Origin of the sequence: Streptomyces xanthochromogenes, assembly GCF_014650455.1 — a bacterium.
In the GTDB taxonomy this organism is placed as follows: domain Bacteria; phylum Actinomycetota; class Actinomycetes; order Streptomycetales; family Streptomycetaceae; genus Streptomyces; species Streptomyces xanthochromogenes.
Window position 1 is genome coordinate 249,222 of the sequence record NZ_BMUZ01000005.1, and the last position, 19,903, is coordinate 269,124.

Here is a 19,903-nt window from a genome sequence, read left to right on the forward strand (position 1 = left end):
CGGCGCCGGTTCGCGCGGGTTCCGTCAGGGGGCGGTCCGGCGGGGCGGGGGTCATGGCGCGGGTTCCGTCAGGGGCCGGTCCAGCGGTACGTCGTCGGTGACGGTGACGGACGCCGGGTCGAGGTCGCCGGGGGCGGGCATCACACTGCCGGGCAGCTGGACGGCGGCGGCGCCGTGCGCGACGGCGGCGGCGAGCGCCCGGGGTCCTTCGCCGCCCGCCGCGAGGAACCCGGCGAGCGAGGCGTCACCGGCTCCCACGTTGCTGCGGACGGTCGCCACGGGGGCAGAGGCGAAGTACGTACCGGAGGCGGTGACCAGCAGCTGGCCGTCGGCGCCGAGGCTGGCGAGGACGGCGCCCGCCCCCAACTCCCGTACTTCCTCGGCTGCCTTGACCGCGTCGCCGATGGTGGCGAGGGGACGGCCGACGGCCTGGGCGAGCTCCTCGGCGTTGGGCTTGACCACGTCGGGGCGTTCGCGCAGCGCGGCGATGAGGGAGGGCCCTGAGGTGTCGAGGGCGACCTTGGCCCCCGCGGCATGGGCGCGGGTGACGAGCTCGGCGTACCACTGGGGCGCGAGGCCGCGCGGGAGGCTGCCGCAGCAGGCGATCCAGTCGGCCCGGCCGGAGTGTTCGCGCACGGTGTCGAGCAGCAACTCGCTCTCGGCGGAGCCCAGTTCGGGACCCGGCGCGTTGATCTTGGTGAGGGTGCCGTCGGGTTCGGCGACGGAGATGTTGGAGCGGGTGTGCCCGGCCACGGGCACGGGGGCCACCTCGATGCCCTCGGCGCCGAGCAGTTCGGCGACCAGGGCGCCGGGGGCTCCGCCGAGCGGCATGACGGCGACCGTGCGGTGTCCGGCGGCGGCGACGGCGCGCGAGACGTTGACGCCCTTGCCGCCCGGGTCCACGCGTTCACCGGTGGCGCGCAGCACTTCGCCGCGCTGAAGGCCGGAGACCTCGTAGGTGCGGTCCAGGCTGGGGTTGGGGGTGACGGTGAGGATGTTCATACGGTGATCACGTCCGTGCCGGCGGCCTCGATGGCGGCGATGTCTTCGGGCGCGAGCCCGCTGTCGGTGATGAGGAGGTCCACGTCCGCCATGTCGGCGAAGCGGGCGAAGTGTTCCTGGCCGTGCTTGTCGGAGTCGGCGAGCAGCACCACGCGCCGGGCGGCCCCGATCGCGGCCCGCTTGACGGCGGCCTCGGCGAGGTCGGGGGTGGTCAGGCCGTGCGCGGCGGAGAACCCGTTGGTGCCGAGGAAGACGACGTCGGCGCGGATCTCGCCGTAGGCGCGCAGCGCCCAGGCGTCGACCGCGGCCCGGGTGCGGTGGCGGACCCGGCCGCCGACGAGGTGCAGGTCGATGGACGGGTGGTCGGCGAGCCGCGCGGCGACGGGCAGGGCGTGCGTGACCAGGGTGAGACCGCTCTCCAGGGGGAGCACGGCGGCCAGGCGCGCGATGGTCGATCCGGCGTCGAGGATGACGCTGCCCTCGGCGGGCAGTTCGGCGAGCGCGGCCTGGGCGATGCGGTCCTTCTCGTCGGCCGCGGTGGACTCCCGCTCGGCGAGGTCGGGCTCGAAGTCGAGCCGCCCGGCCGGGATGGCCCCGCCGTGCACCCGGCGGACCAGGCCGGCCCGGTCGAGGGCCTTCAGATCGCGCCGCACGGTCTCGGCGGTGACCTGGAACGTCTCGGCGAGCGAGAGCACGTCCACGCGTCCGCTCTCCCGCGCGATCCGCAGGATCTCCTGCTGGCGTTCCGGTGCATACATGTCTGGTTACGTCCGTTTCCCTACCCGAACCGGTGGTTACAGGGCCAGCGTACGGGCGGGCGGGACCCATGTAAATCGATTCGGGTCGATTCGGGCATCATCCGGACACAAACGGGCTTTGGTCCCGGCCCAGCAGAGCCCACCGGCCCCGGCCGAGCAGACCGATGTCCCGTCCCCCCCTCGGGGCTTCACCCCGAACCCCGTTCGCGCCTGAAGGGCGCTCGTCCTCAATCGCCGGACAGGCTGAAGATGCCCATGCGGGCCGGCACCGAGGCTCCTAGGGGCGCGAGGAACTGCGCAACCAGCCACGCACGACCCGCAGCCGAAAGGGGGTTGGGGCGCAGGGAACTGCGCGAAAAACGACCACAGCCCGCACCCGAAAGGGGGGTTGGGGGCGCGGGGAACTGCGCGAAAAGCGACCACGACCCGCACCCGAAAGGCGGTTGGGGGCGCGAGGAACTGCGCAACCAGCCACGCACCGCCCGCACCCGACGAACCGGGGTCCGGGGGCTGCCCCCGGGCACACCGGGGTCCGGGGCGCAGCCCCCGGCCGGGGTGGGGTGCCCGCAGCTCGCAAGGGGCCGGGCACGCCTCGTGCGGGCCCGGGCAAGCCGATGGCCCCGCACCTCGGAAGGTACGGGGCCATCGGGCGCGAGGCGGATCAGACCGGCTGGGCCGACTTCGTGAGGTCGAGCAGCTCGGCCTCGTCGATCGCACCCTCGACGTGCTGCCGCGGCCGGGCCGGCAACGCGAACATGACCACGAAGATCACCGCGAGGACCCCGGCGACGTACCAGAGCGAGTGCTCGAAGCCGTCCACGAACGCCTGGTTCAGCTGCGGCGGCACCAGGCCGTCACCGATCGAGCCGAAGAAGACCACCGACACCAGGCCGAGGCCGAGCGCGTTGCCCATCTGCTGCACGGTGTTGATCAGGCCGGAGGCGGAACCCGAGTGCTCCTTGGGGACCTCGGAGAGCACCGCGTCGGTGAGCGGGGCGACGATGAGGCCCATCCCGAGCCCCATCACGACCAGCGGGAGCGCCATCTGCCAGGAGGAGATGGCCATGCCGTAGTGGTCGGCCTCCCAGATGTAGATCAGCAGTCCGGCGACCATCGTCAGGGCGCCCGCCTGGAGGACCTTGCGGCCGAAGCGCGGGACGAGTTTCTGCACGGACAGACCGGCCGCGACCGACACCGCGATCGAGAAGGGCACGCCGGTCAGGCCCGCGCGCAGCGCGCTCCAGCCGAGGCCTATCTGCATGTAGAGCGTCCACACCAGGAAGAAGATGCCGAGCCCGACGCCGAAGGTGGCCTGCACGGCGATGCCGGCCGCGAAGCTCTTCACCTTGAACAGCGACAGCTCGATGAGCGGGGAGCCGTCCCGCCGCGCCTTCATCCGCTCGTACGCGATCAGACCGCCGAAGACCAAGACGCTGCCGGCCATCGAGAGGTAGCCCCACAGCGGCCAGCCGAGCTCGCGGCCGCGGGTCAGCGGGTAGAGCAGCATGAGCAGGCCGAGGGTCACCAGGACCACGCCCACGAGGTCGAGCTTGAGGGCGCGGGGAGCCTTGGACTCGCTGATGAACTTGGTGCCGAGGATCAGGCCCGCGATGCCGACCGGCAGGTTGATCAGGAAGATCGGGCGCCATTCGAGACCGAACAGGTTCCACTCGGTGAGCAGCGCGCCGAGCAGCGGACCGGAGACCGCGCCGAGCCCGACGACCGCGCCGAACAGGCCGAACACCTTGCCGCGCTCGTGCGCGGGGAAGGTGGCGTGCACGATCGAGAGGACCTGCGGCACCATCATGGCCGCCATCGCGCCCTGCAGGATGCGCGAGGCGACCAGCATCTCGGGGTTGGCGGCGAAGCCGCACAGCGCGGAGGCGAGCGTGAAGCCGCCGATGCCGAGCAGGAAGAGCTTCTTGCGGCCGTGGATGTCACCGAGGCGGCCGCCGGTGATCAGGCCCGCGGCGAAGGCGAGCGCATAGCCGGCGGTTATCCACTGGATCGAGGAGAAGCTCGCCCCGGTGTCCTTCTGGATGGACGGGATGGCGATGTTGACGATGGTGACGTCGACCAGGTCCATGAAGGCCGCGGTCATCACGATGGCCAGGGCGAACCACCGGCGGCGGTCTGCGGCGGCGCTCGCCGCGGTCTCTGGGTTACTGCTGGTCGCTGTGGAGGTCATACGAAGAAAGTTAGACCCCCTATAGGACAGAGCGTGTCCTCTTTCGCCGGGCATCCTGGAGACATGACCGACACCCCGGCACGGCTGCTGCAACTGCTCTCCCTGCTCCAGACCCCGCGCGAGTGGCCCGGCGGCGAGCTCGCCGACCGGCTCGGGGTGTCGCGGCGCACGGTGCGGCGCGACATCGACCGGCTGCGCGAGCTCGGCTATCCCGTCCAGGCGGCCCGCGGCGCCGACGGCGGCTACCGGCTCGTCGCGGGCAAGGCGATGCCGCCGCTGGTCCTGGACGACGAGGAGGCGGTGGCCATCGCGGTCGGGCTGCGGGCGGGCGCTGGCCATGCGGTGGACGGCGTGGACGAGGCCTCGGTGCGGGCGCTCGCCAAGCTGGAGCAGGTCCTGCCCTCACGGCTGCGGCACCGGGTCGCGAGCCTCCAGGCGGCGACGATGCCACTGGCCGGGCCCTGGCGCGGGGACGGCGCGACGGTGGACCCGCGCACCCTGACCACGCTCGCCTCCGCCGTCACCGGCGAGGAGCGGCTCCGCTTCGGCTACGTCTCGGGCGACGGCACCGCCACCAAGCGCCTGGTCGAGCCGTACCGCCTGGTGTCGACGGGGCGCCGGTGGTACCTGGTGGCGTACGACGTGGAGCGCGGCGACTGGCGGACCTTCCGGGTCGACCGGGTCGCCGAGCCGTTCGCGACCGGCGCCCGCTTCGCGCCGCGGGAGCTGCCCGAGGCGAACGCGGCGGAGTTCGTGCGGAACTCGATGAACCGGCTGCAGCCGGTCCTGGACGTGGACGTCACCTTCGAGGCGCCGGCCGACTTCGTGACCGCCCGGCTGCCCGCGACGCTCGGCGCGCCCGAGCCCCTGGGCGCCGGGCGCTGCCGCCTGCGCACCTCGTGCACCGACTCCCTGGAGTGGGTGGCGCTGCGGCTCGCCCTGGTGGACTGCGAATTCACCGTCAACGGGCCGCCCGCCATGACGGGCTATCTGCACGAGCTGGGCGAGCGCCTCACCCGGGCCACCACGGGCAGCGGCGAGGAGTGAGGAGAGAAGAACCCGGACGCGACCGGAGAGGCCGGACGGGACCGGACATGAGAGGGGCCCCGACACCAGGGGGGGAAGGTGCCGGGGCCGGGAGCCCCAGCACCAGGGGGGGGAGGGTGCCGGAGCTCGTCTTTGGGGGCGGGGCCTAGGCCGCCGCGTCGAAGCCCGTGTCGCGGGCCATCTTCTTCAGTTCGAGCAAGGCGTGCTTCTCGATCTGACGAATCCTCTCGCGGGTCAGACCGTGTTCCTTGCCCACCTCTGTCAGCGTACGCTCCCGGCCGTCGTCGATGCCGTAACGCATCTTGATGATCGAGGCGGTGCGCTGGTCGAGCTTGCCGATCAGGTCGTCCAGCTCCTCGCTGCGCAGCAGCGTGAGCACGGACTGCTCGGGCGAGACGGCGGAGGTGTCCTCCAGGAGGTCGCCGAACTGGGTCTCCCCCTGGTCGTCGACCGGCATGTTGAGCGAGACCGGGTCGCGCGCCCAGTCCAGGACGTCACCGACGCGCTCGGGCGTGGAGCCCAGCTCGGCGGCGATCTCCGTGTGCTCGGGGTCCCGCCCGTTCTCCCGGTTGAACTCGCGCTGGACCCGGCGGATGCGGCCCAGCTCCTCCACCAGGTGCACGGGCAGGCGGATGGTGCGGGACTGGTCGGCGATGGAGCGGGTGATGGCCTGGCGAATCCACCAGGTGGCGTACGTGGAGAACTTGAAGCCCTTGGCGTAGTCGAACTTCTCGACCGCGCGCACCAAGCCCGCGTTGCCCTCCTGGATGAGGTCGAGGAGCGGCAGGCCGGCCCTCGGGTACCGCCGGGCGACGGCTACGACCAGGCGGAGGTTGGATCGGATGAACAGGTCCTTGGCGCGCTCGCCGGCGGCGTACAGCGCCTCCAGCTCCTCCGGAGAGGCTCCTGCCGCCTTGCTCTGCACCTCGCCGTCGAGGATCTGGCGTGCGTACACACCGGCCTCGATGGTCTGCGAGAGCTCGACCTCCTTGGCGGCATCGAGCAGCGGCGTACGCGCGATTTCGTCGAGGTACATACCGACCAGGTCGCGGTCGGCGATCTCACCGCTGACTGCGCGGACCCTGCTTCCCGACTCTGAACCGCCGGTGGCGGACTGTCGGCGGGCGACGGCGCGGGTTGCCATGCGTGCTCCCTTACTGAGTGGTCGCGACACCCTCCCGGGTGCCCTGCATCCGATGGAAACAACGGCTGGAATCCGGACAGAATTCCCGTCCCGCCCATCGATTTTCGTGATCATGCAGTACCCTGTGCCGCCACGGGAGGGGGACAGGTGCCGCAGGAACGTACAGAGGTGCAGGTCAGAGCGGGTGTGGAGGGCGACCTGGAGGCCCTCACGGACCTTTACAACCACTTCATCCGTGAGACCGCCATCACATTCGACACGGCCGCCTTCACCGCCGAACAGCGCCGTCCGTGGCTGCACTCCCATCCTGAAGACGGCCCACACCGCCTTCTGGTTGCTCGCGATGACCGATTTGTCGGACCGCGGGGCCTCCTGGGCTACGCGACGAGCAGCCCGTTCCGGGCGAAGCCCGCGTATGCGACCTCCGTGGAGGTGAGCGTGTACTGCGCGCCCGAAGCGACCGGCCGGGGCGTGGGCAGCCTGCTGTACCGCTCGCTCTTCGACGCCTTGGCCGCCGAGGACGTGCACCGCGCCTACGCCGGGATCGCCCTGCCGAACGAGGCCTCGGTCCGGCTGCACGAACGCTTCGGCTTCGCACACGTGGGCACCTACCGCGAAGTGGGCCGCAAGTTCGGCCGCTACTGGGACGTGGCCTGGTACGAGAAGGAGCTCGGGGAGCGCTAGGGGCCGCCCGGCGGGTACGGTCCCGGACATCCGCCCCGGACGCACGCGAGGGGCGCAACTCCCTTGAGCCGCGCCCCTGTTCACCCCGGCCCGCCTCAGCCGTACTGCACCGACCGCTTGGCGAGCCCCATCCAGAACCCGTCGATGACGCTGCGCGCGCCGCCCGGCTCGCCCTCGCTCGCCCCCATCGTCACGAACAGCGGGGCGAAGTGCTCGGTGCGGGGGTGGGCGAGGCGCCCGGCCGGGGCCTTGTGCGCGAAGTCGAGCAGCGCGTCCACGTCGGCGGCGGCGAGCGCCCGTGCCCCCCAGTCGTCGAACTCGGCCGACCAGCTGGGAACTTGGCCGTCGGGATGGCGCAGCGCGGCCAGGTTGTGGGTGAAGAACCCGCTGCCGACGATGAGCACGCCCTCGTCCCGCAGCGGCGCCAGCTTGCGGCCGATGTCGTAGAGCCGCCGCGGGTCGAGCGTCGGCAGGGAGATCTGGAGCACCGGGACGTCGGCGTCGGGGAACATCTCGACGAGCGGGACGTAGGCGCCGTGGTCGAGCCCGCGGTCCGGGATGTCCTGCACCGGCATGCCGGGGGCGCGCAGCAACTTGCGTACGGAGTCGGCGAGTCGGGGCGCGCCGGGGGCGGCGTAGCGCACCTGGTAGTAGTGCTCGGGGAAGCCCCAGAAGTCGTACACGAGCGGCACGGTCTCGGTGGCACCGAGCGCGAGCGGGGCCTCCTCCCAGTGCGCGGAGACCATCAGGACGGCCGTCGGCCGGGGCAGGTCCGCGGACCAGGCCGCCAGCTCGGCGGGCCACAGCGGGTCGTCGGCCAGCGGCGGGGCGCCGTGCGACAGGTAGAGGGCGGGCATGCGCTCGGGGCGGGCGGCGGTCATGGCGACTCTCACGGTGCTCGAACGGGAAGGAATGCTTGAAGTCTCAAGCTTCTTGGGGCAGCCTAACCCGACCTAGTTCAACTTTCAAGAAGTGTCCGTACAGTAGATGCATGACCTCGGCACCTAATTGGCTCAGCGACGAGGAGCAGCGCACCTGGCGCGCCTACCTCCACGCCACCCGGCTCCTCGAAGACCACCTCGACCGCCAGCTCCAGCGCGACGCCGGGATGCCGCACATCTATTACGGGCTGCTCGTGCAACTTTCGCAGGCACCGCGCCGCCGCATGCGGATGACCGAGCTGGCCAAGAACTCCAAGATCACCCGATCCCGCCTCTCGCACGCGGTGACGCGTCTGGAGAAGAACGGGTGGGTCCGGCGCGAGGACTGCCCCTCCGACAAGCGGGGCCAGCTCGCGATCCTCACCGACGCCGGCTACGAGGTGCTGGAGCGGACCGCACCCGGGCACGTGGCCGCGGTGCGGCAGGCGATGTTCGACCGGCTCTCCCCCGTTCAGGTGGACCAGCTCGGCGAGATCATGCGGGTGATGGCCCAGGGCCTCCAGCCCACCGACGCCAAAGCGGACCTGCCCTGGCTCCGCTGAGAACAGCGGGGCCAGGGCAGGTCGTTGCGTCCGGGGTGCTACCGCGGGGTCAGTGCGCGACCACCGGGATGCGCACCTCGTCCTCGGCGTCCTCGCCGGCGCCCGATCCGGAGAGCGAACTCCCGCCCGGGCGGCCGGTGTTGATGAGCGTGACGGCGATGACGGCGGCGGCCGCCAGGATGCCGACGGCCCACCAGATGGCCGCGGTGAAGCCGTGCACCATGGCCTGGAGCTTGAGCAGCTCCGGGTTGGTGGCGCCGAGGGCCAGGTGGCCGGTGACGTAGGCCGTGGTCGCCGAGGCGGCGATGGTGTTGAGCAGGGCCGTGCCGATGGCGCCGCCGACCTGCTGCGAGGTGTTGACCATCGCGGAGGCCACACCCGCGTCGCGCGGCTCGACACCGATGGTGGCGAGCGACATGGCGGGCATGAAGGCGGTGCCCATGCCGAGGCCGAGCAGGATCTGCGCGGGCAGGATCACACCGGCGTACGACGTGTCGATGTCCAGCTGGGTGAGCAGCAGCATGCCGACGGCGGCGGTCAGGAAGCCCGGGCCCATGAGCAGCCGCGGCGGGACGCGGGTCATCAGACGGGCACCGATCTGGGTGGAGCCGGTGATCATGCCCGCGATCATGGGCAGGAACGCGAAGCCCGTCTTGACCGGCGAGAAGCCCTGCACGACCTGGAGGTAGTAGGTGAGGAAGAGGAACAGGCCGAACATCGCGATGATCGCGAGGCCGAGCGAGAGGTAGACGCCACCGCGGTTGCGGTTGGTGATGACGCGCAGCGGCAGCAGCGGGTGGCGCACCTTGGCCTCGACGGCGACGAAGGTCGCGAGCAGCACCGCGGAGGCGATGAACATCGAGATGGTCAGCGCGTCCGACCAGCCGGCCGACTCGGCGCGGGTGAAGCCGTAGACGAGGGCGACGAGACCGGTGGTCGACAGGATCACGCCGGGGACGTCGAGCGGCGAGCGGTTGCGGGTGCCGGCCGGCTCACGGATGACGAGGTAGGCGCCGACGGCCGCGACGATCGCGAACGGGATGTTGACGAAGAAGGTCCAGCGCCAGTTCAGGTACTCGGTGAGGAAGCCGCCGAGGATCAGGCCCACGGCGCCGCCGCCACCGGCGATCGCACCGTAGATGCCGAACGCCTTGGCGCGCTCCTTGGCGTCGGTGAACATCACCGCGAGCAGCGAGAGGGCGGCCGGCGCGAGCAGTGCGCCGAAGGCACCCTGGAGCGCGCGCGAGCCGAGCAGCATCGCCTCGCCGGTGGCGGCGCCACCGAGCGCGGAGGCCGCGGCGAAGCCGAGCAGGCCGACGACGAAGGTGCGCTTGCGGCCCCACAGGTCGGCGATGCGCCCGCCGAACAGGAGGAGACCGCCGAAGGCGAGGGCGTAGGCCGTGATGACCCACTGCTTGTTGGCGTCACTGATGTCCAGCGCGTGCTGCGCGGAGGGCAGCGCGATGTTCACGATGGTCGCGTCGAGCACGACCATCAGCTGGGCCAGGGCTATGAAGGCGAGCGCCTTCCAGCGACTGGGGTCCGGGGTGAGGGAGAACTGGTCCGGCTTGTCCAGACCGACTGTTTTTGACATGGGGGTAGCCACCTTGGGACGCGGTTTACCGACAAAAGTGTTCTAACGGGACTGCAACTACGGTGCGTTAACGGGGAGTTGAGGGCAGTTGAGGAATGAGGACGATCAACTCTTCCGAAGGTCGTCGAGGGTCGCCGCACTGCCCGGCAGCTCGGACCGCGCCGGGGCCTGAAGCCCGTCGAGGAACAGCTGCAGATGACGGTGGACGAACTGGTCGATGTTCGGGCACGGGGTGCCCGGCAGCGGCCTGGTCAGTTGGGAGAGGGCGACCATGAGGTCGCCGACGGCGACATCGGTACGGAGCCGGCCCGCCGCGCGGGCCCGCCCCATGAGCCCCTCGACGTCGTCTTCGAGGCGCTCGCGGGCCGCGTTCAGCTCGGCGTGGTCCTGGTCGAAGGTGTCGGAGAGCATCGGGCAGAGCGCCCCGATCCGCTCGTCGGCCGCCGCGTGCACGAAGCGCCGCAGTGCCTCGAAGGGATCGGACTCCTCGGCCGCGGCGGCCTCGGCCTGCGCCGAGACCCGGTCCATCACGGAGAGCACCACGCTCGTGATGAGCTCGGCGCGGTCCGTGAAGTGCCGGTAGATCGTGGCATTGCCGACGCCGGCCCGGCGCGCGATCTCGTCCAGCGGGCGCTCGGCGCCGTACTCGACGAACATCTCGCGTGCGGCGGCGATGATCCGCTCCCGGTTGCGCAGGGCGTCGGCCCGCGGGCGCGGGGCACGTCGCGGCTCTGCGGCTACGGAGGCGGCGGCAGTCTGCACGGCTCTTGCTCCTTCTGTACGTGGTCGAGCTTGGGCGGGGTCGGTTCTGTACGCAAACGGTTTTACGTGACCGGTTCACCGCCCGGGACCTGACCCAAGCGGGGAAGCACTCCCCGTTTCGCGGGGACGAAGGTTCAAACGGGGAAACCTTCCCCGGTTATTTCCCGGCCACCATGTGACCTGAGTCACACTCGCGCCCTTCGGGGTGGATGTCGGGAAAAACCCACATTTGGTCCACTCAGCGAGCGCACGCGACACGCCCGACACAGGGTGATCAGACGAGCGCAGCCAGGAACCGGCCTGCTGTCGCGTCCCCGAAGGCGAGCGCGTGCGCATGCAGGACGTCAGCCAGTCCCGCCCGGCTCGGGCACCAGGACGCCGGATATGCGGCCGGCGCCGGAACGGTTTTCTCGGCGCCGCCCTCGCGTCGGTCGCCCTCGCGGCACTGACCACCGGTTCCACCACCCTGTCGATCGCCGGCCGCGCCTCCGCGGGCCCGGCCGCCACCCCCGGCGACACCTCGCTCGGCACCTGCCGAATCCCGGCCGGCCTCGGCGTCCAGATGTCGGAGGGCCTGCCGACACCGCCCGGGTACGCGCACTCCACCGGCACGGTCCGGGCACTCACCCTCATGATCGACTTCCCGGACGCCGTCGGGACGGGCCCGGCGCTCAGCCGGTACAAGGAGTTCTTCCCGCAGACCAGCAACTGGTTCCGCAACGCCTCCTACGGACGGCTCGACTACCGCGCCGAGGCCCCGATCCCGAACTGGCTGCGGATGCCGAAGTCGTTCGCGGCATACGGGATCGAGCGCGGCTCCCCCTACGAGCCCGGCTACCACCGCCTGGTCCAGGACATGATCGCGGCGGCCGGACCGCGGGTGAACTTCTCGCAGTACGACCTGGTGAACGTCCTGGTCACACCGAACGCGGGCCCTTCCGCGCTCGACACGGTCCTGTCGGTGACGTTCTCCGGCAACGAGGACGCGCCGTACGCCGACGGGGTGCCGCTGTCCAACACCTCGTTCGTCTACAGCCGCCAGGACGACGGCTCCGGCTCCTACGGGGAGACCGGCTACCGGGTGCTGCCGCACGAGAACGGCCACGTCTTCGGGCTGCCCGACCTGTACACCGCGCAGGGCGGCGGGGCCGTCGGGCACTGGGACATCATGTCCGAGGACTGGGGCGCCAACAACGACATGCTGGGCTGGCACAAGTGGAAGCTGGGCTGGCTCGACAACAGCCAGGTGTCCTGTGCCACGGGCAGCGGGCCCGACCAGTACGTGCTGAGCCCGCTGGCCACCGAGGGCGGCCCGAAGCTGGTCTTCGTGCCGGTGTCGAAGGACAGCGGTTACGCGATCGAGGTCCGCACCCGCGCCGGCAACGACGAGGCGGTCTGCAAACCCGGCGTCCTGATCTACCGGGTGGACGCGACGGTCGACACCGGCCGCGGCCCGGTCAACGTCTCCGACAGCGCCCCCAACTCGGGCGGCTGCACCCGCCGCCCCAACGTCAACGCCGAACTCTCGGACGCCCCGTACGCGACGGGCGAGACGTTCGTGGACCGGGCGAGCGGGGTGCGGGTCGCGGTGACGGGAGTGGACGGGATGGGGAACTACCACGTACGCGTGACCCGCTCATGACGCACCGTCACATGACCTCGGGCCGCACCCCGACCCGGATTTCGGCCTCACACCGCGCGGGGTCACCCGCGCGCTTTCGCGCGCCCCTCGGCAGCATCGGCGCCGGGGCCAACCGGCCCCGGGTCACGGGCGAGCCGGTGGGAAAACGTCCCGGAGCTCCCGCTTCAGCACCTTTCCCGTCGCGTTCCGCGGCAGGGCGGCCTCCCGCACGACCACCCGCCCCGGCACCTTGAACCCCGCGAGCACCGCCCGCACGTGGTCCCGGAGCTCCTCCGGGGACACCGCGGCCCCGGCCCGCACCTGGACCACCGCCGCGACCTCCTCGCCCAGGACCGGATGCGGAACCCCCAGCACCGCCGCGTCGAGTACCGCGGGGTGGTCGTGGAGGACCCCCTCCACCTCCACGCAGTACACGTTCTCGCCGCCCCGGATCACCATGTCCTTGATCCGGTCGACGATCCCGACCCGCCCCGCGCCGTCCCGCACCGCCAGGTCGCCGGTCCTGAACCACCCGCCCTGGAAGGCCAGTTGCGTACCGGCGGGATCGTTCCAGTAACCCCGTACCAGCGACTGGCCGCGCAGCCACAGCTCCCCCACCTCACCGTCGGCGAGCGGAGCCCCGTCCGGCCCGGCGATGCGCACCTCCGTCACCGGCGTCGGCCGCCCCGCACTCCCCGGCCAACTCCGGTATTCCGTACCGAAGTTGGCGAGGACTCCCCCGCTCGTCTCGGTCAGCCCGTACCCGTTGCGCGGCTCGATGCGCGAGCCGTGCCGCGCGGTGAGACCGCCGACGAGGCCGGGCGGCGCCGCCGCACCCCCGGTGTTGAGCGCGGTGAGGCTCTCCAGGGCGTCCCCCGACTGCTCGGCGGCGTCCAGGAGTTGGAGGGCCGTCGAGGGCACCCCGGCGTAGTGCGTGACCCCGTGCTCGCGGATCAGCGCGAGCGCCCGTCCCGCGTCCCACTTGTGCATGAGGACGAGCGTGCCGCCCGCCCCCATCGCCGCGTACACCGAGGTGAAGGCGGCGACATGGAAGAAGGGAAAGGTCATGAGGGTGACGGGGGCGGGCCCCTGCCCCGGCACGACGCCGCGCCCCAACATCGAAGCGGCCGCCTGGAAGCGGGGGTTCATGGCCGCCCCGGCCTGCGCGAGCTGCGTGGCGACGGCACCCTTGGGGCGCCCGGTGGTGCCGGACGTGTAGATGATGGTGGCGTCCGCGTCCGGGGCGACGTCCACGTCGGGCGGCCCGGCCGCCGGGTCGGGCGAGGTGAGCCCGTCGAGGTCGGCGTACCGTTCGAACCCCTCGGGCAGCCCGCCCTCGTGGTGGAAGACCATGCCGCGCGCCCCGTGCGCACGGGCCCATCCGGCGACCCGTTCGAGACGCTCGCCGTCGACGAGCAGCACCCGCGGAGTGCAGTCGTCGAGGGCGTACGCGAACTCCTCCGCCGTCCACCACGCGTTCAGCGGCACCGCCACGAGCCCCGCCAACTGCGCTGCCCAGAAGGCGACTTGCCACTCGGGATGGTTGCGCATGGCGATGGCGGCCCGATCGCCCGGGCGCAGCCCGTGGACGTCGACGAGGTGCCGGGCCAGGGCGCAGGACGCGGCGAGGAACTCCTCGTAGGAGTAGCCGCCGCTCTCGGCGACCAGGAAGGGCCGCTCCCCGAAGGCCCACACCGTCTCGACGAACTCGCGCAGGGTACGTGGCCCGGTCGCGTACTCCAGGGCGCCCGACTCGCCGCGCACGACGGCGAACGGCGCACCTGGCGCGGTGAGCAGCGCTTCGGCGCGGCCCGGCTCGACACCCGCCCCGGCCGATCGCGCCGCGTCCGCCTGCGCCCCGCCCGGGACCGGACCGCCCAGCGGCTCGCGCAGCTGCGCTCCGTCCGGCACCGGTCCACCCGGTTGCGGCCCGGCCGGCCGCGCCGCCGCACCGCCCTGCGCCCCTGTCGTCGCCACGGGTAGCCCTCCTAAGCGTTCGCTCAGTCCAGTGCTCCCCGACGCTATGCGGCGGCCCCGCCGCGGTCAAGGTCGATGTAGAACGCAACCGCCTCCGGGGTCAGCCCGGCTGCACGATCTGGCCGATTCCGTTCGGTCCCGACGCCGTGCCGGTCAGCGCGTCGTCCGGTACCGGCTTGTCCGCTTTCAGCGCGGCCCAGAGCTTCGCCCCCTTGGCCGCGTCCGGCACCAGACGGTCCTCGTCGCCCTGCTCCAGCTGGGCCGGCAGGGTGACCATCTGCACGCTCGCGGCGCCGATCCCCTTCATCGAGTACGCGAGCGACGCCAGGCTGTCGACGCGGGCCAGGGACGAGTCGGTGGTCAGGGACTTCGTCGCGGCGTCGGCGGCCGTGAAGAGCCTGGCCGGATCGGTGAGCACGTTCTGGCCCGACACCTTGCCGATCAGCGCGGTGAGGAACTGGTGCTGGAGCTGGATGCGGCCGAGGTCGCTGCCGTTGCCCACACCGTGCCGGGTGCGGACGAGGTCGAGCGCCTGCTGGCCGTTCAAATGGTGCTTCCCGGCCGCCAGATGGATTCCGCTCTGCTTGTCGTCGATCGGCTTGACCAGGGTGACGTCGGTACCGCCGACCGCGTCCATCAGCTCCGCGAAGCCGTCGAAGCCGACCTCGACGTAGTGATTGACGCGCAGTCCGCCGCTCAGCGCCTCGACCGCGGCCACCGTGCAGCGGGCGCCGCCCGTCTCGTACACGGAGTTGAACATGACCCCCTCGCGGGCCGTCACCTTCTGGCCGGAAGCGGTGGTGCAGGCGGGGCGGTTCACCATGGTGTCGCGCGGGATGCTGACGACCGCCGCCTTCTTGCGGCCGCCGTACACGTGGAGCAGCAGGGTCGTGTCGGAGCGCCCGGTGTCGTCACCGCCGCCCGCCCGCGAGGCGTTCTTCCCGGCCCGCGAGTCCGAGCCGACGACCAGGATGTTGAGGTCGGAGGTGGCGGAGGCCGCCGGGGTGAGCAGCGAGCCGAGCTCGACGCTGCTGATGTTCCGGTTGAGCCGGTGCCAGGTGTACGCGGCGGCGCCGCCGCCCGCGAGCAGCAGGACCCCGAGGAGCGAGCAGAGAAGAATCCGGGCCCTTCGCGACCTACGGGGTATCCGGGAGGCCCCGGACAGCCGGGAGGCCCTGGATGCCCGGGATATCCGCCCCCGGCGGGGTCCGTACGTCATCCTTCGACTCCGTCCGTCGGCGGTCATCGGCGACCCAGAACTCCGCATGCGTACAAACAGGGCGTTACCGCACACTACAAGAGAGGTGCATAACCCCGCATAACGGGCATCGGGGTCGACAGGCCCCCAGAGGGGAGACGTCCAGGTGAGGACCACGTCCACAGGCAAGGGCCGCACGGGCCCGAAGGGCGGCCGCCGCCGCCCCCGCGTCACCCCGCTCCTGGCCCTGTGCGCGTCGGCCGCGCTGGTGCTGGCCGGCTGCTCCTCGGGCGGCGGCGGCAAGGACGCGCCGAGCCCGAGCCCGACGGTGTCGAAGGCTCGGATCACCACGACGCCCAAGGACGGCGCGGACCACGTCGGCATCACCGTCAAGGACGTCTCGGCGAGCGTCACCCAGGGCACCTTCACCTCCGTCACCCTGACGGCCCAAGGCGGCGAGGCGATACCCGGCGGCCTCGACGCGGCCCGCCGCAGCTGGCACCCCTCGGCGAACCTGACCCGCGGCACGGCGTACGTCCTGACGGCCCAGGCGAAGGACGCGGACGGCCGGAGCGCCACCAGGATCGCCCACTTCACGACGGTCTCCCCGAGCAACTCGGCGGTCGCCTTCTACACCCCCGAGGACGCCTCCACGGTCGGCGTCGGCATGGAGGTGTCGTTCAAGTTCGACAAGCCCGTCACCGACCGCAGGGCCGCCGAGTCCGCCGTGCGGATCACCTCCACCGGCGGGCAGCAGGCGGCCGGCCACTGGTTCGGCACCCAGCGCATCGACTTCCGCCCCCAGGAGTTCTGGAAGCCCGGCTCCAGGGTGACCGTGTCCTTCGACTTCGACGGGCTCGAACTGGCCAAGGGAATATACGGAGTTCAGGACAAGACCTTCTCCTTCACGGTGGGCCGCGAGCAGATCTCCACCGTGGACGCGGCCACCCAGGAGATGACCGTCCGGCGGAACGGGGCCGTCCTCAGGAAGCTGCCCGTCTCCACCGGCCAGCCCCAGTACGCCACGTACAACGGCACGATGGTCATCAGCGAGCAGGACCGGCAGACCAAGATGAACAGCACCACGGTGGGCCTCGGCGACGAGTACAACATCCCCGACGTGCCGCACGCCCAACGCCTCACCAATTCCGGCACGTTCATCCACGGCAACTACTGGGCCTCGCCCGCCACCTTCGGCGGCTCGGCCACCAGCCACGGCTGCATCGGCCTCCAGGACACCCAGGGCGGCGGCGACCCGGAGTCCCCCGGCGCCTGGTTCTACGCCAACTCGCTCCTCGGCGACGTGGTGATCGTGCAGAACTCCGCGGGCGGCGGCACGGTCGCCCCGGACAACGGCCTCAACGGCTGGAACCTGCCGTGGACGGCCTGGACCGCGGAAGCCCCGCCCGCCCCGACGCCCTCGTCCCCGCCCTCCACCCCACCCCCGCCCTCGATCCCGTCCTCGATCCCGCCCTCGACCCCGGCCGCGCCCCACCCCACCGCCCCCGCACCGGCGGGCCCGACCGGATAACCCGGGCCCCACCCGCATCCGCTACCCTGTCCAGGTCTGCCACTGGCAGCACGCCTCCGTAGCTCAGGGGATAGAGCACCGCTCTCCTAAAGCGGGTGTCGCAGGTTCGAATCCTGCCGGGGGCACCGAGAGAAGGGCCGGCTCGGGAGGGGTTCCCTCCCAGGTCGGCCCTTCGGCGTTCCGGGCGCCGGGTCACGCCCTGGCCTCATCCGTGGCAGCCCATCCGTGCGGGGCTCTTGTCGCCGTTGTCCGCCGCGGCGACGCTCCTGCCTCCGGTGGGAGATCAGCCGGCACCGAGTAGGCCGGGAGCGCTCAGAAAGCACGGGCCGGGCGGCTCATGGGGCGCTAAATCCCCCCGACCTCCCCGTTGTTAGCATTTAAAGTGATCAGCTACGGGGGGAGGGGCGCAGGTTCCGTCGGTTGTGGGGGGGGTCCCGCCCCGGCCGCTCTCCGATGCACACGTATCGCGCATCGCCTGGAGGGCACATGCACCACTCCGCCATATCGAGCCGGTCCCGCACGCCTCGGGCGTCCGGACGTTCCCGTCGGCTCGTCACCGCCGCGACCGCACTGGTCCTGGCCGTGACGGCCGGCCCGCTCGCCGCTCCCGCCCTGGCCGCGACGCCCGCGAAGCCTGCCGCTCCGGGTGCCCCCGCGGCCCCCGCCGCTCCGGCGCTGAAGATCGCCCCCGACGCGGAGGTCCTCGGTGCGGGCAGGACCGGCTTCCTGTCGATCGTCGGGGCGGGCAGCGCACGCGACGTGCAGTGGACGCGCTACGCGGACGGCGGCACGACGGTGCTGGCGCGGGAGGAGTCCAAGTACGGCCCCACGGAGATGGCCTACGGCGGCGCATCGGACGTCGTCGCGCTGAGCGGCGCCTCGGCCGTGGACGGCTACGCGAAGATCACCCTGCGCGACATGGCCACCGGCTCGTCGAGCGTCGTCGATCTCGGCACGTACGGCTACCGCTACCTGGGCACCCTCGGGTCGCGCATCCTCGCGTCCAAGGACACCGGCCAGGACACGGAGGTCCACGTCCTGGAGGCCGGGGACCAGGGTGGGGACCAGAAGGTGACCGACCGGGTCGTCACCGGCCTGCCCTCGGGCGCGCAGGACGTGACGCTGAAGTCCGGCGCGGGCGACCTGGCCGTGCTGCGGTACAGCCGCGCCCCGGGAAGCCTGGACTTCTGGTACCACACGGCGGCCGACCTCTCCTCCGCCAAGGTGGTCACCGGCAACGGCATGCTGGGCGACTTCGTGGCCCGGGCCGCCGTGTCGCCGACCCACCTGGCGGTCGTCGGCGGAGTGGTCATGGCCGACACCTCGTCGTCGGTGCGCACCAAGGAGCTCGGCGGCGAACAGAAGCAGTGGTCGCGCGAGATCGGCCCCCACGGCGGGGCGAACCTGGTGGGCCTGGTAGGCGGCTGGGCCGTGTACGGCGACCGGCACAGGCTCAACGAGGGCAATGTCTACGCGAGTTCGGCCTTGCGGGCCACGCCGATCGGCGGCGGCGCCGAGCGCAAGGTCATGGACCACGCCAGCTCGATCGCCCCCGCCCCGGACGGCAGTCTCCTGGTGATGGGCGGCACCGTCGCCGACGGCGAGGGCCTCTACCGGGTCTCCGCCGGAGCCGACGGCGCACCGGTCGCCGCACTCGTCGCGACCGCCGGCCACCCCACGGGGCTCGCCCTGGAGGAGTCCCAGGTCCCGCCGGTGGCCGAGCTCGACCAGGGCGCCTGGCAGCCGAAGTGGCGGCTGACCCACAACAACGCCGATGTGACCGTCACCCTGCGCCACACCGCCTCCGGCGCCCAGCGGGAGGTGGAGCTCCGCAACGAGCGCGGTTCGGAGTCCACCGAGCCCGCTTGGCAGGAACTGAAGTGGGACGGCCTGGTCGGCCCCTCGTACGCCCCGGACCGGTCGGCCCCCAACGGCGCCTACACCTGGACGCTGACGGCCAAGCCCCGCAACGGCATCGGCCCCGACCTGGTCGAGACCGGCACCTTCAAGGTGTCCCGCAAGGCCGCCCCGCACGACTACACGGACAACGGCTCCCCCGATCTGCTGCGCCGCAACAGCTGGGGCGACCTGACGCTCGAAGACACCTACCGCGAGCCGGACAAGGGACTCCTGAAGAGCGGGCCGGCGAAGTCCATCGGCACGAACTGGAACATCTACGACCAGGTCACGGCGGTCGGTGACGTGGCCGGCGCCTCCGCCGGTGACGTCGTGGGGCGGGACAGGGACGGCGTCCTGTGGCTCTACCTCGGCAAGGGCGACGGCACGCTCGACTCCCGCGTGAAGATCGGCGCCGGCTGGGGTCAGTACAACCGGATCACCGCCGGAGGTGACGTCAGCGGCGACGGCCGCGGCGACCTGCTCGCCCGGGACGGCGCCGGGGTGCTGTGGCTGTACAAGGGCACGGGCAACTGGCGGGCCCCCTTCGCTCCCCGGGTGCGGGTGGGCGGCGGCTGGGACGGCTACAACGAGATCACCTCGGTCGGTGACGTGGCCGGCGGCCCCGGCGGCGATGTCGTGGCGCGGGACAAGGACGGCGTCCTGTGGCTCTACCTCGGCAAGGGCGACGGCACCTTCGACTCCCGCGTGAGGATCGGCGCCGGCTGGGGCGAGTACGCGCAGATGGTCGGCATCGGCGACTCGGACTCCGACGGCAAGGCCGACCTGTTCGTCACCACGGACAAGGGCGACTCGTACGTCTACCGCGGTACGGGCAGCTGGCGGGCCCCCTTCGCGCCCCGCGAGCTGACCGGTCTGCACAGCACGTGGTCCAGCGGGACCATCAGCTAGTCCCTCCCGACGGGGCGTCCCGGCCGTCGCCATTCAAGCGACTCCCCCGTATCCATCCAACTCCCGTGCCCAGTACGGCAGTTCATGGACGCCCGGCCGGCCCGCC

15 protein-coding genes and 1 tRNA gene are annotated in these 19,903 nt (G+C 71.9%); 7 read left to right on the top strand and 9 right to left on the bottom strand.

The features are described 5' to 3' along the window. Positions 1 to 51: 51 nt before the first annotated feature. From pfkB to IE267_RS15320, 3 genes are all read right to left on the bottom strand, one after another. Positions 52 to 1,002 (bottom strand): 1-phosphofructokinase, encoded by a 951-nt coding sequence (gene pfkB, locus IE267_RS15310; RefSeq protein ID WP_189763596.1) that lies wholly within the window; start codon positions 1,000 to 1,002, stop codon positions 52 to 54. Further along, positions 999 to 1,760, bottom strand: coding sequence for a DeoR/GlpR family DNA-binding transcription regulator (locus IE267_RS15315; RefSeq protein ID WP_167159253.1), 762 nt, complete (start codon positions 1,758 to 1,760; stop codon positions 999 to 1,001). The genes pfkB and IE267_RS15315 overlap by 4 nt, the downstream gene beginning before the upstream one ends. 661 nt (positions 1,761 to 2,421) lie before the next feature. Beyond that, complete coding sequence (locus IE267_RS15320) at positions 2,422 to 3,948, bottom strand: MFS transporter (RefSeq protein ID WP_189763597.1); 1,527 nt, start codon at positions 3,946 to 3,948, stop codon at positions 2,422 to 2,424. Positions 3,949 to 4,011: 63 nt separating this feature from the next. On the opposite strand from IE267_RS15320, the gene IE267_RS15325 reads away from it, so the two are divergent. Further along, positions 4,012 to 4,995, top strand: coding sequence for a helix-turn-helix transcriptional regulator (locus IE267_RS15325; RefSeq protein ID WP_167159248.1), 984 nt, complete (start codon positions 4,012 to 4,014; stop codon positions 4,993 to 4,995). A 145-nt stretch (positions 4,996 to 5,140) separates the two neighbouring features. Here IE267_RS15325 and IE267_RS15330 read toward each other — a convergent pair whose 3' ends face one another. Beyond that, a complete protein-coding gene (locus IE267_RS15330) occupies positions 5,141 to 6,139 on the bottom strand; it encodes a sigma-70 family RNA polymerase sigma factor (protein ID WP_161244495.1) in 999 nt (332 codons plus the stop codon). A gap of 147 nt (positions 6,140 to 6,286) precedes the next feature. Between IE267_RS15330 and IE267_RS15335 the strand changes: the two genes are divergently transcribed. Further along, positions 6,287 to 6,823, top strand: a complete 537-nt coding sequence (locus IE267_RS15335; RefSeq protein WP_189763598.1) for a GNAT family N-acetyltransferase — start codon at positions 6,287 to 6,289, stop codon at positions 6,821 to 6,823. Between the two features lie 95 nt (positions 6,824 to 6,918). Here the strand turns inward: IE267_RS15335 and IE267_RS15340 are convergent, their stop codons facing one another. Then, entirely contained in the window at positions 6,919 to 7,704 is a 786-nt protein-coding gene (locus IE267_RS15340) for a dioxygenase family protein (RefSeq protein WP_189763599.1), read from the bottom strand. Positions 7,705 to 7,814: 110 nt separating this feature from the next. Here IE267_RS15340 and IE267_RS15345 point away from each other — a divergent pair, with 110 nt between their 5' ends. Beyond that, on the top strand, positions 7,815 to 8,306 hold the full coding sequence (locus IE267_RS15345; RefSeq protein ID WP_167159242.1) for a MarR family winged helix-turn-helix transcriptional regulator: 492 nt from the start codon (positions 7,815 to 7,817) through the stop codon (positions 8,304 to 8,306). 49 nt (positions 8,307 to 8,355) lie between these two features. Here the strand turns inward: IE267_RS15345 and IE267_RS15350 are convergent, their stop codons facing one another. Then, positions 8,356 to 9,900 (bottom strand): MFS transporter, encoded by a 1,545-nt coding sequence (locus IE267_RS15350; RefSeq protein ID WP_189763600.1) that lies wholly within the window; start codon positions 9,898 to 9,900, stop codon positions 8,356 to 8,358. Positions 9,901 to 10,005: 105 nt separating this feature from the next. Continuing rightward, positions 10,006 to 10,662: a TetR/AcrR family transcriptional regulator gene (locus tag IE267_RS15355; RefSeq protein WP_189763601.1), complete on the bottom strand. Its 657-nt coding sequence runs from the start codon at positions 10,660 to 10,662 to the stop codon at positions 10,006 to 10,008. Between the two features lie 334 nt (positions 10,663 to 10,996). Here IE267_RS15355 and IE267_RS15360 point away from each other — a divergent pair, with 334 nt between their 5' ends. Then, complete coding sequence (locus IE267_RS15360; protein ID WP_167159839.1) at positions 10,997 to 12,304, top strand: M6 family metalloprotease domain-containing protein; 1,308 nt, start codon at positions 10,997 to 10,999, stop codon at positions 12,302 to 12,304. A gap of 123 nt (positions 12,305 to 12,427) precedes the next feature. On the opposite strand, the gene IE267_RS15365 is transcribed toward IE267_RS15360, so the two are convergent. After that, positions 12,428 to 14,164 (bottom strand): class I adenylate-forming enzyme family protein, encoded by a 1,737-nt coding sequence (locus IE267_RS15365; protein WP_373304556.1) that lies wholly within the window; start codon positions 14,162 to 14,164, stop codon positions 12,428 to 12,430. A 196-nt stretch (positions 14,165 to 14,360) separates the two neighbouring features. Then, a complete protein-coding gene (locus tag IE267_RS15370; protein ID WP_189763602.1) occupies positions 14,361 to 15,479 on the bottom strand; it encodes an LCP family protein in 1,119 nt (372 codons plus the stop codon). Positions 15,480 to 15,624: 145 nt separating this feature from the next. On the opposite strand from IE267_RS15370, the gene IE267_RS15375 reads away from it, so the two are divergent. The 3 genes from IE267_RS15375 (at position 15,625) to IE267_RS15385 (ending at position 19,797) form a co-directional block, all read left to right on the top strand. Continuing rightward, positions 15,625 to 16,989 carry a L,D-transpeptidase gene (locus tag IE267_RS15375; protein WP_189763603.1) on the top strand — a complete coding sequence of 455 codons (1,365 nt, stop codon included), beginning with the start codon at positions 15,625 to 15,627 and terminating at the stop codon, positions 16,987 to 16,989. 52 nt (positions 16,990 to 17,041) lie between these two features. Then, a tRNA-Arg gene (locus IE267_RS15380) sits at positions 17,042 to 17,114 on the top strand. Positions 17,115 to 17,475: 361 nt separating this feature from the next. After that, complete coding sequence (locus IE267_RS15385) at positions 17,476 to 19,797, top strand: FG-GAP repeat domain-containing protein (protein ID WP_189763604.1); 2,322 nt, start codon at positions 17,476 to 17,478, stop codon at positions 19,795 to 19,797. Positions 19,798 to 19,903: the final 106 nt, after the last annotated feature.

Bases quoted from the DNA above. Each gene is read 5' to 3' on its own strand.
- IE267_RS15360 (WP_167159839.1), top strand. From the start codon at position 10,997: ATGCAGGACGTCAGCCAGTCCCGCCCGGCTCGGGCACCAGGACGCCGG.
- pfkB (WP_189763596.1), bottom strand. From the start codon at position 1,002: ATGAACATCCTCACCGTCACCCCCAACCCCAGCCTGGACCGCACCTAC.
- IE267_RS15325 (WP_167159248.1), top strand. From the start codon at position 4,012: ATGACCGACACCCCGGCACGGCTGCTGCAACTGCTCTCCCTGCTCCAG.
- IE267_RS15350 (WP_189763600.1), bottom strand. From the start codon at position 9,900: ATGTCAAAAACAGTCGGTCTGGACAAGCCGGACCAGTTCTCCCTCACC.
- IE267_RS15320 (WP_189763597.1), bottom strand. From the start codon at position 3,948: ATGACCTCCACAGCGACCAGCAGTAACCCAGAGACCGCGGCGAGCGCC.
- IE267_RS15385 (WP_189763604.1), top strand. From the start codon at position 17,476: ATGCACCACTCCGCCATATCGAGCCGGTCCCGCACGCCTCGGGCGTCC.
- IE267_RS15340 (WP_189763599.1), bottom strand. From the start codon at position 7,704: ATGACCGCCGCCCGCCCCGAGCGCATGCCCGCCCTCTACCTGTCGCAC.
- IE267_RS15315 (WP_167159253.1), bottom strand. From the start codon at position 1,760: ATGTATGCACCGGAACGCCAGCAGGAGATCCTGCGGATCGCGCGGGAG.
- IE267_RS15345 (WP_167159242.1), top strand. From the start codon at position 7,815: ATGACCTCGGCACCTAATTGGCTCAGCGACGAGGAGCAGCGCACCTGG.
- IE267_RS15330 (WP_161244495.1), bottom strand. From the start codon at position 6,139: ATGGCAACCCGCGCCGTCGCCCGCCGACAGTCCGCCACCGGCGGTTCA.
- IE267_RS15370 (WP_189763602.1), bottom strand. From the start codon at position 15,479: ATGACGTACGGACCCCGCCGGGGGCGGATATCCCGGGCATCCAGGGCC.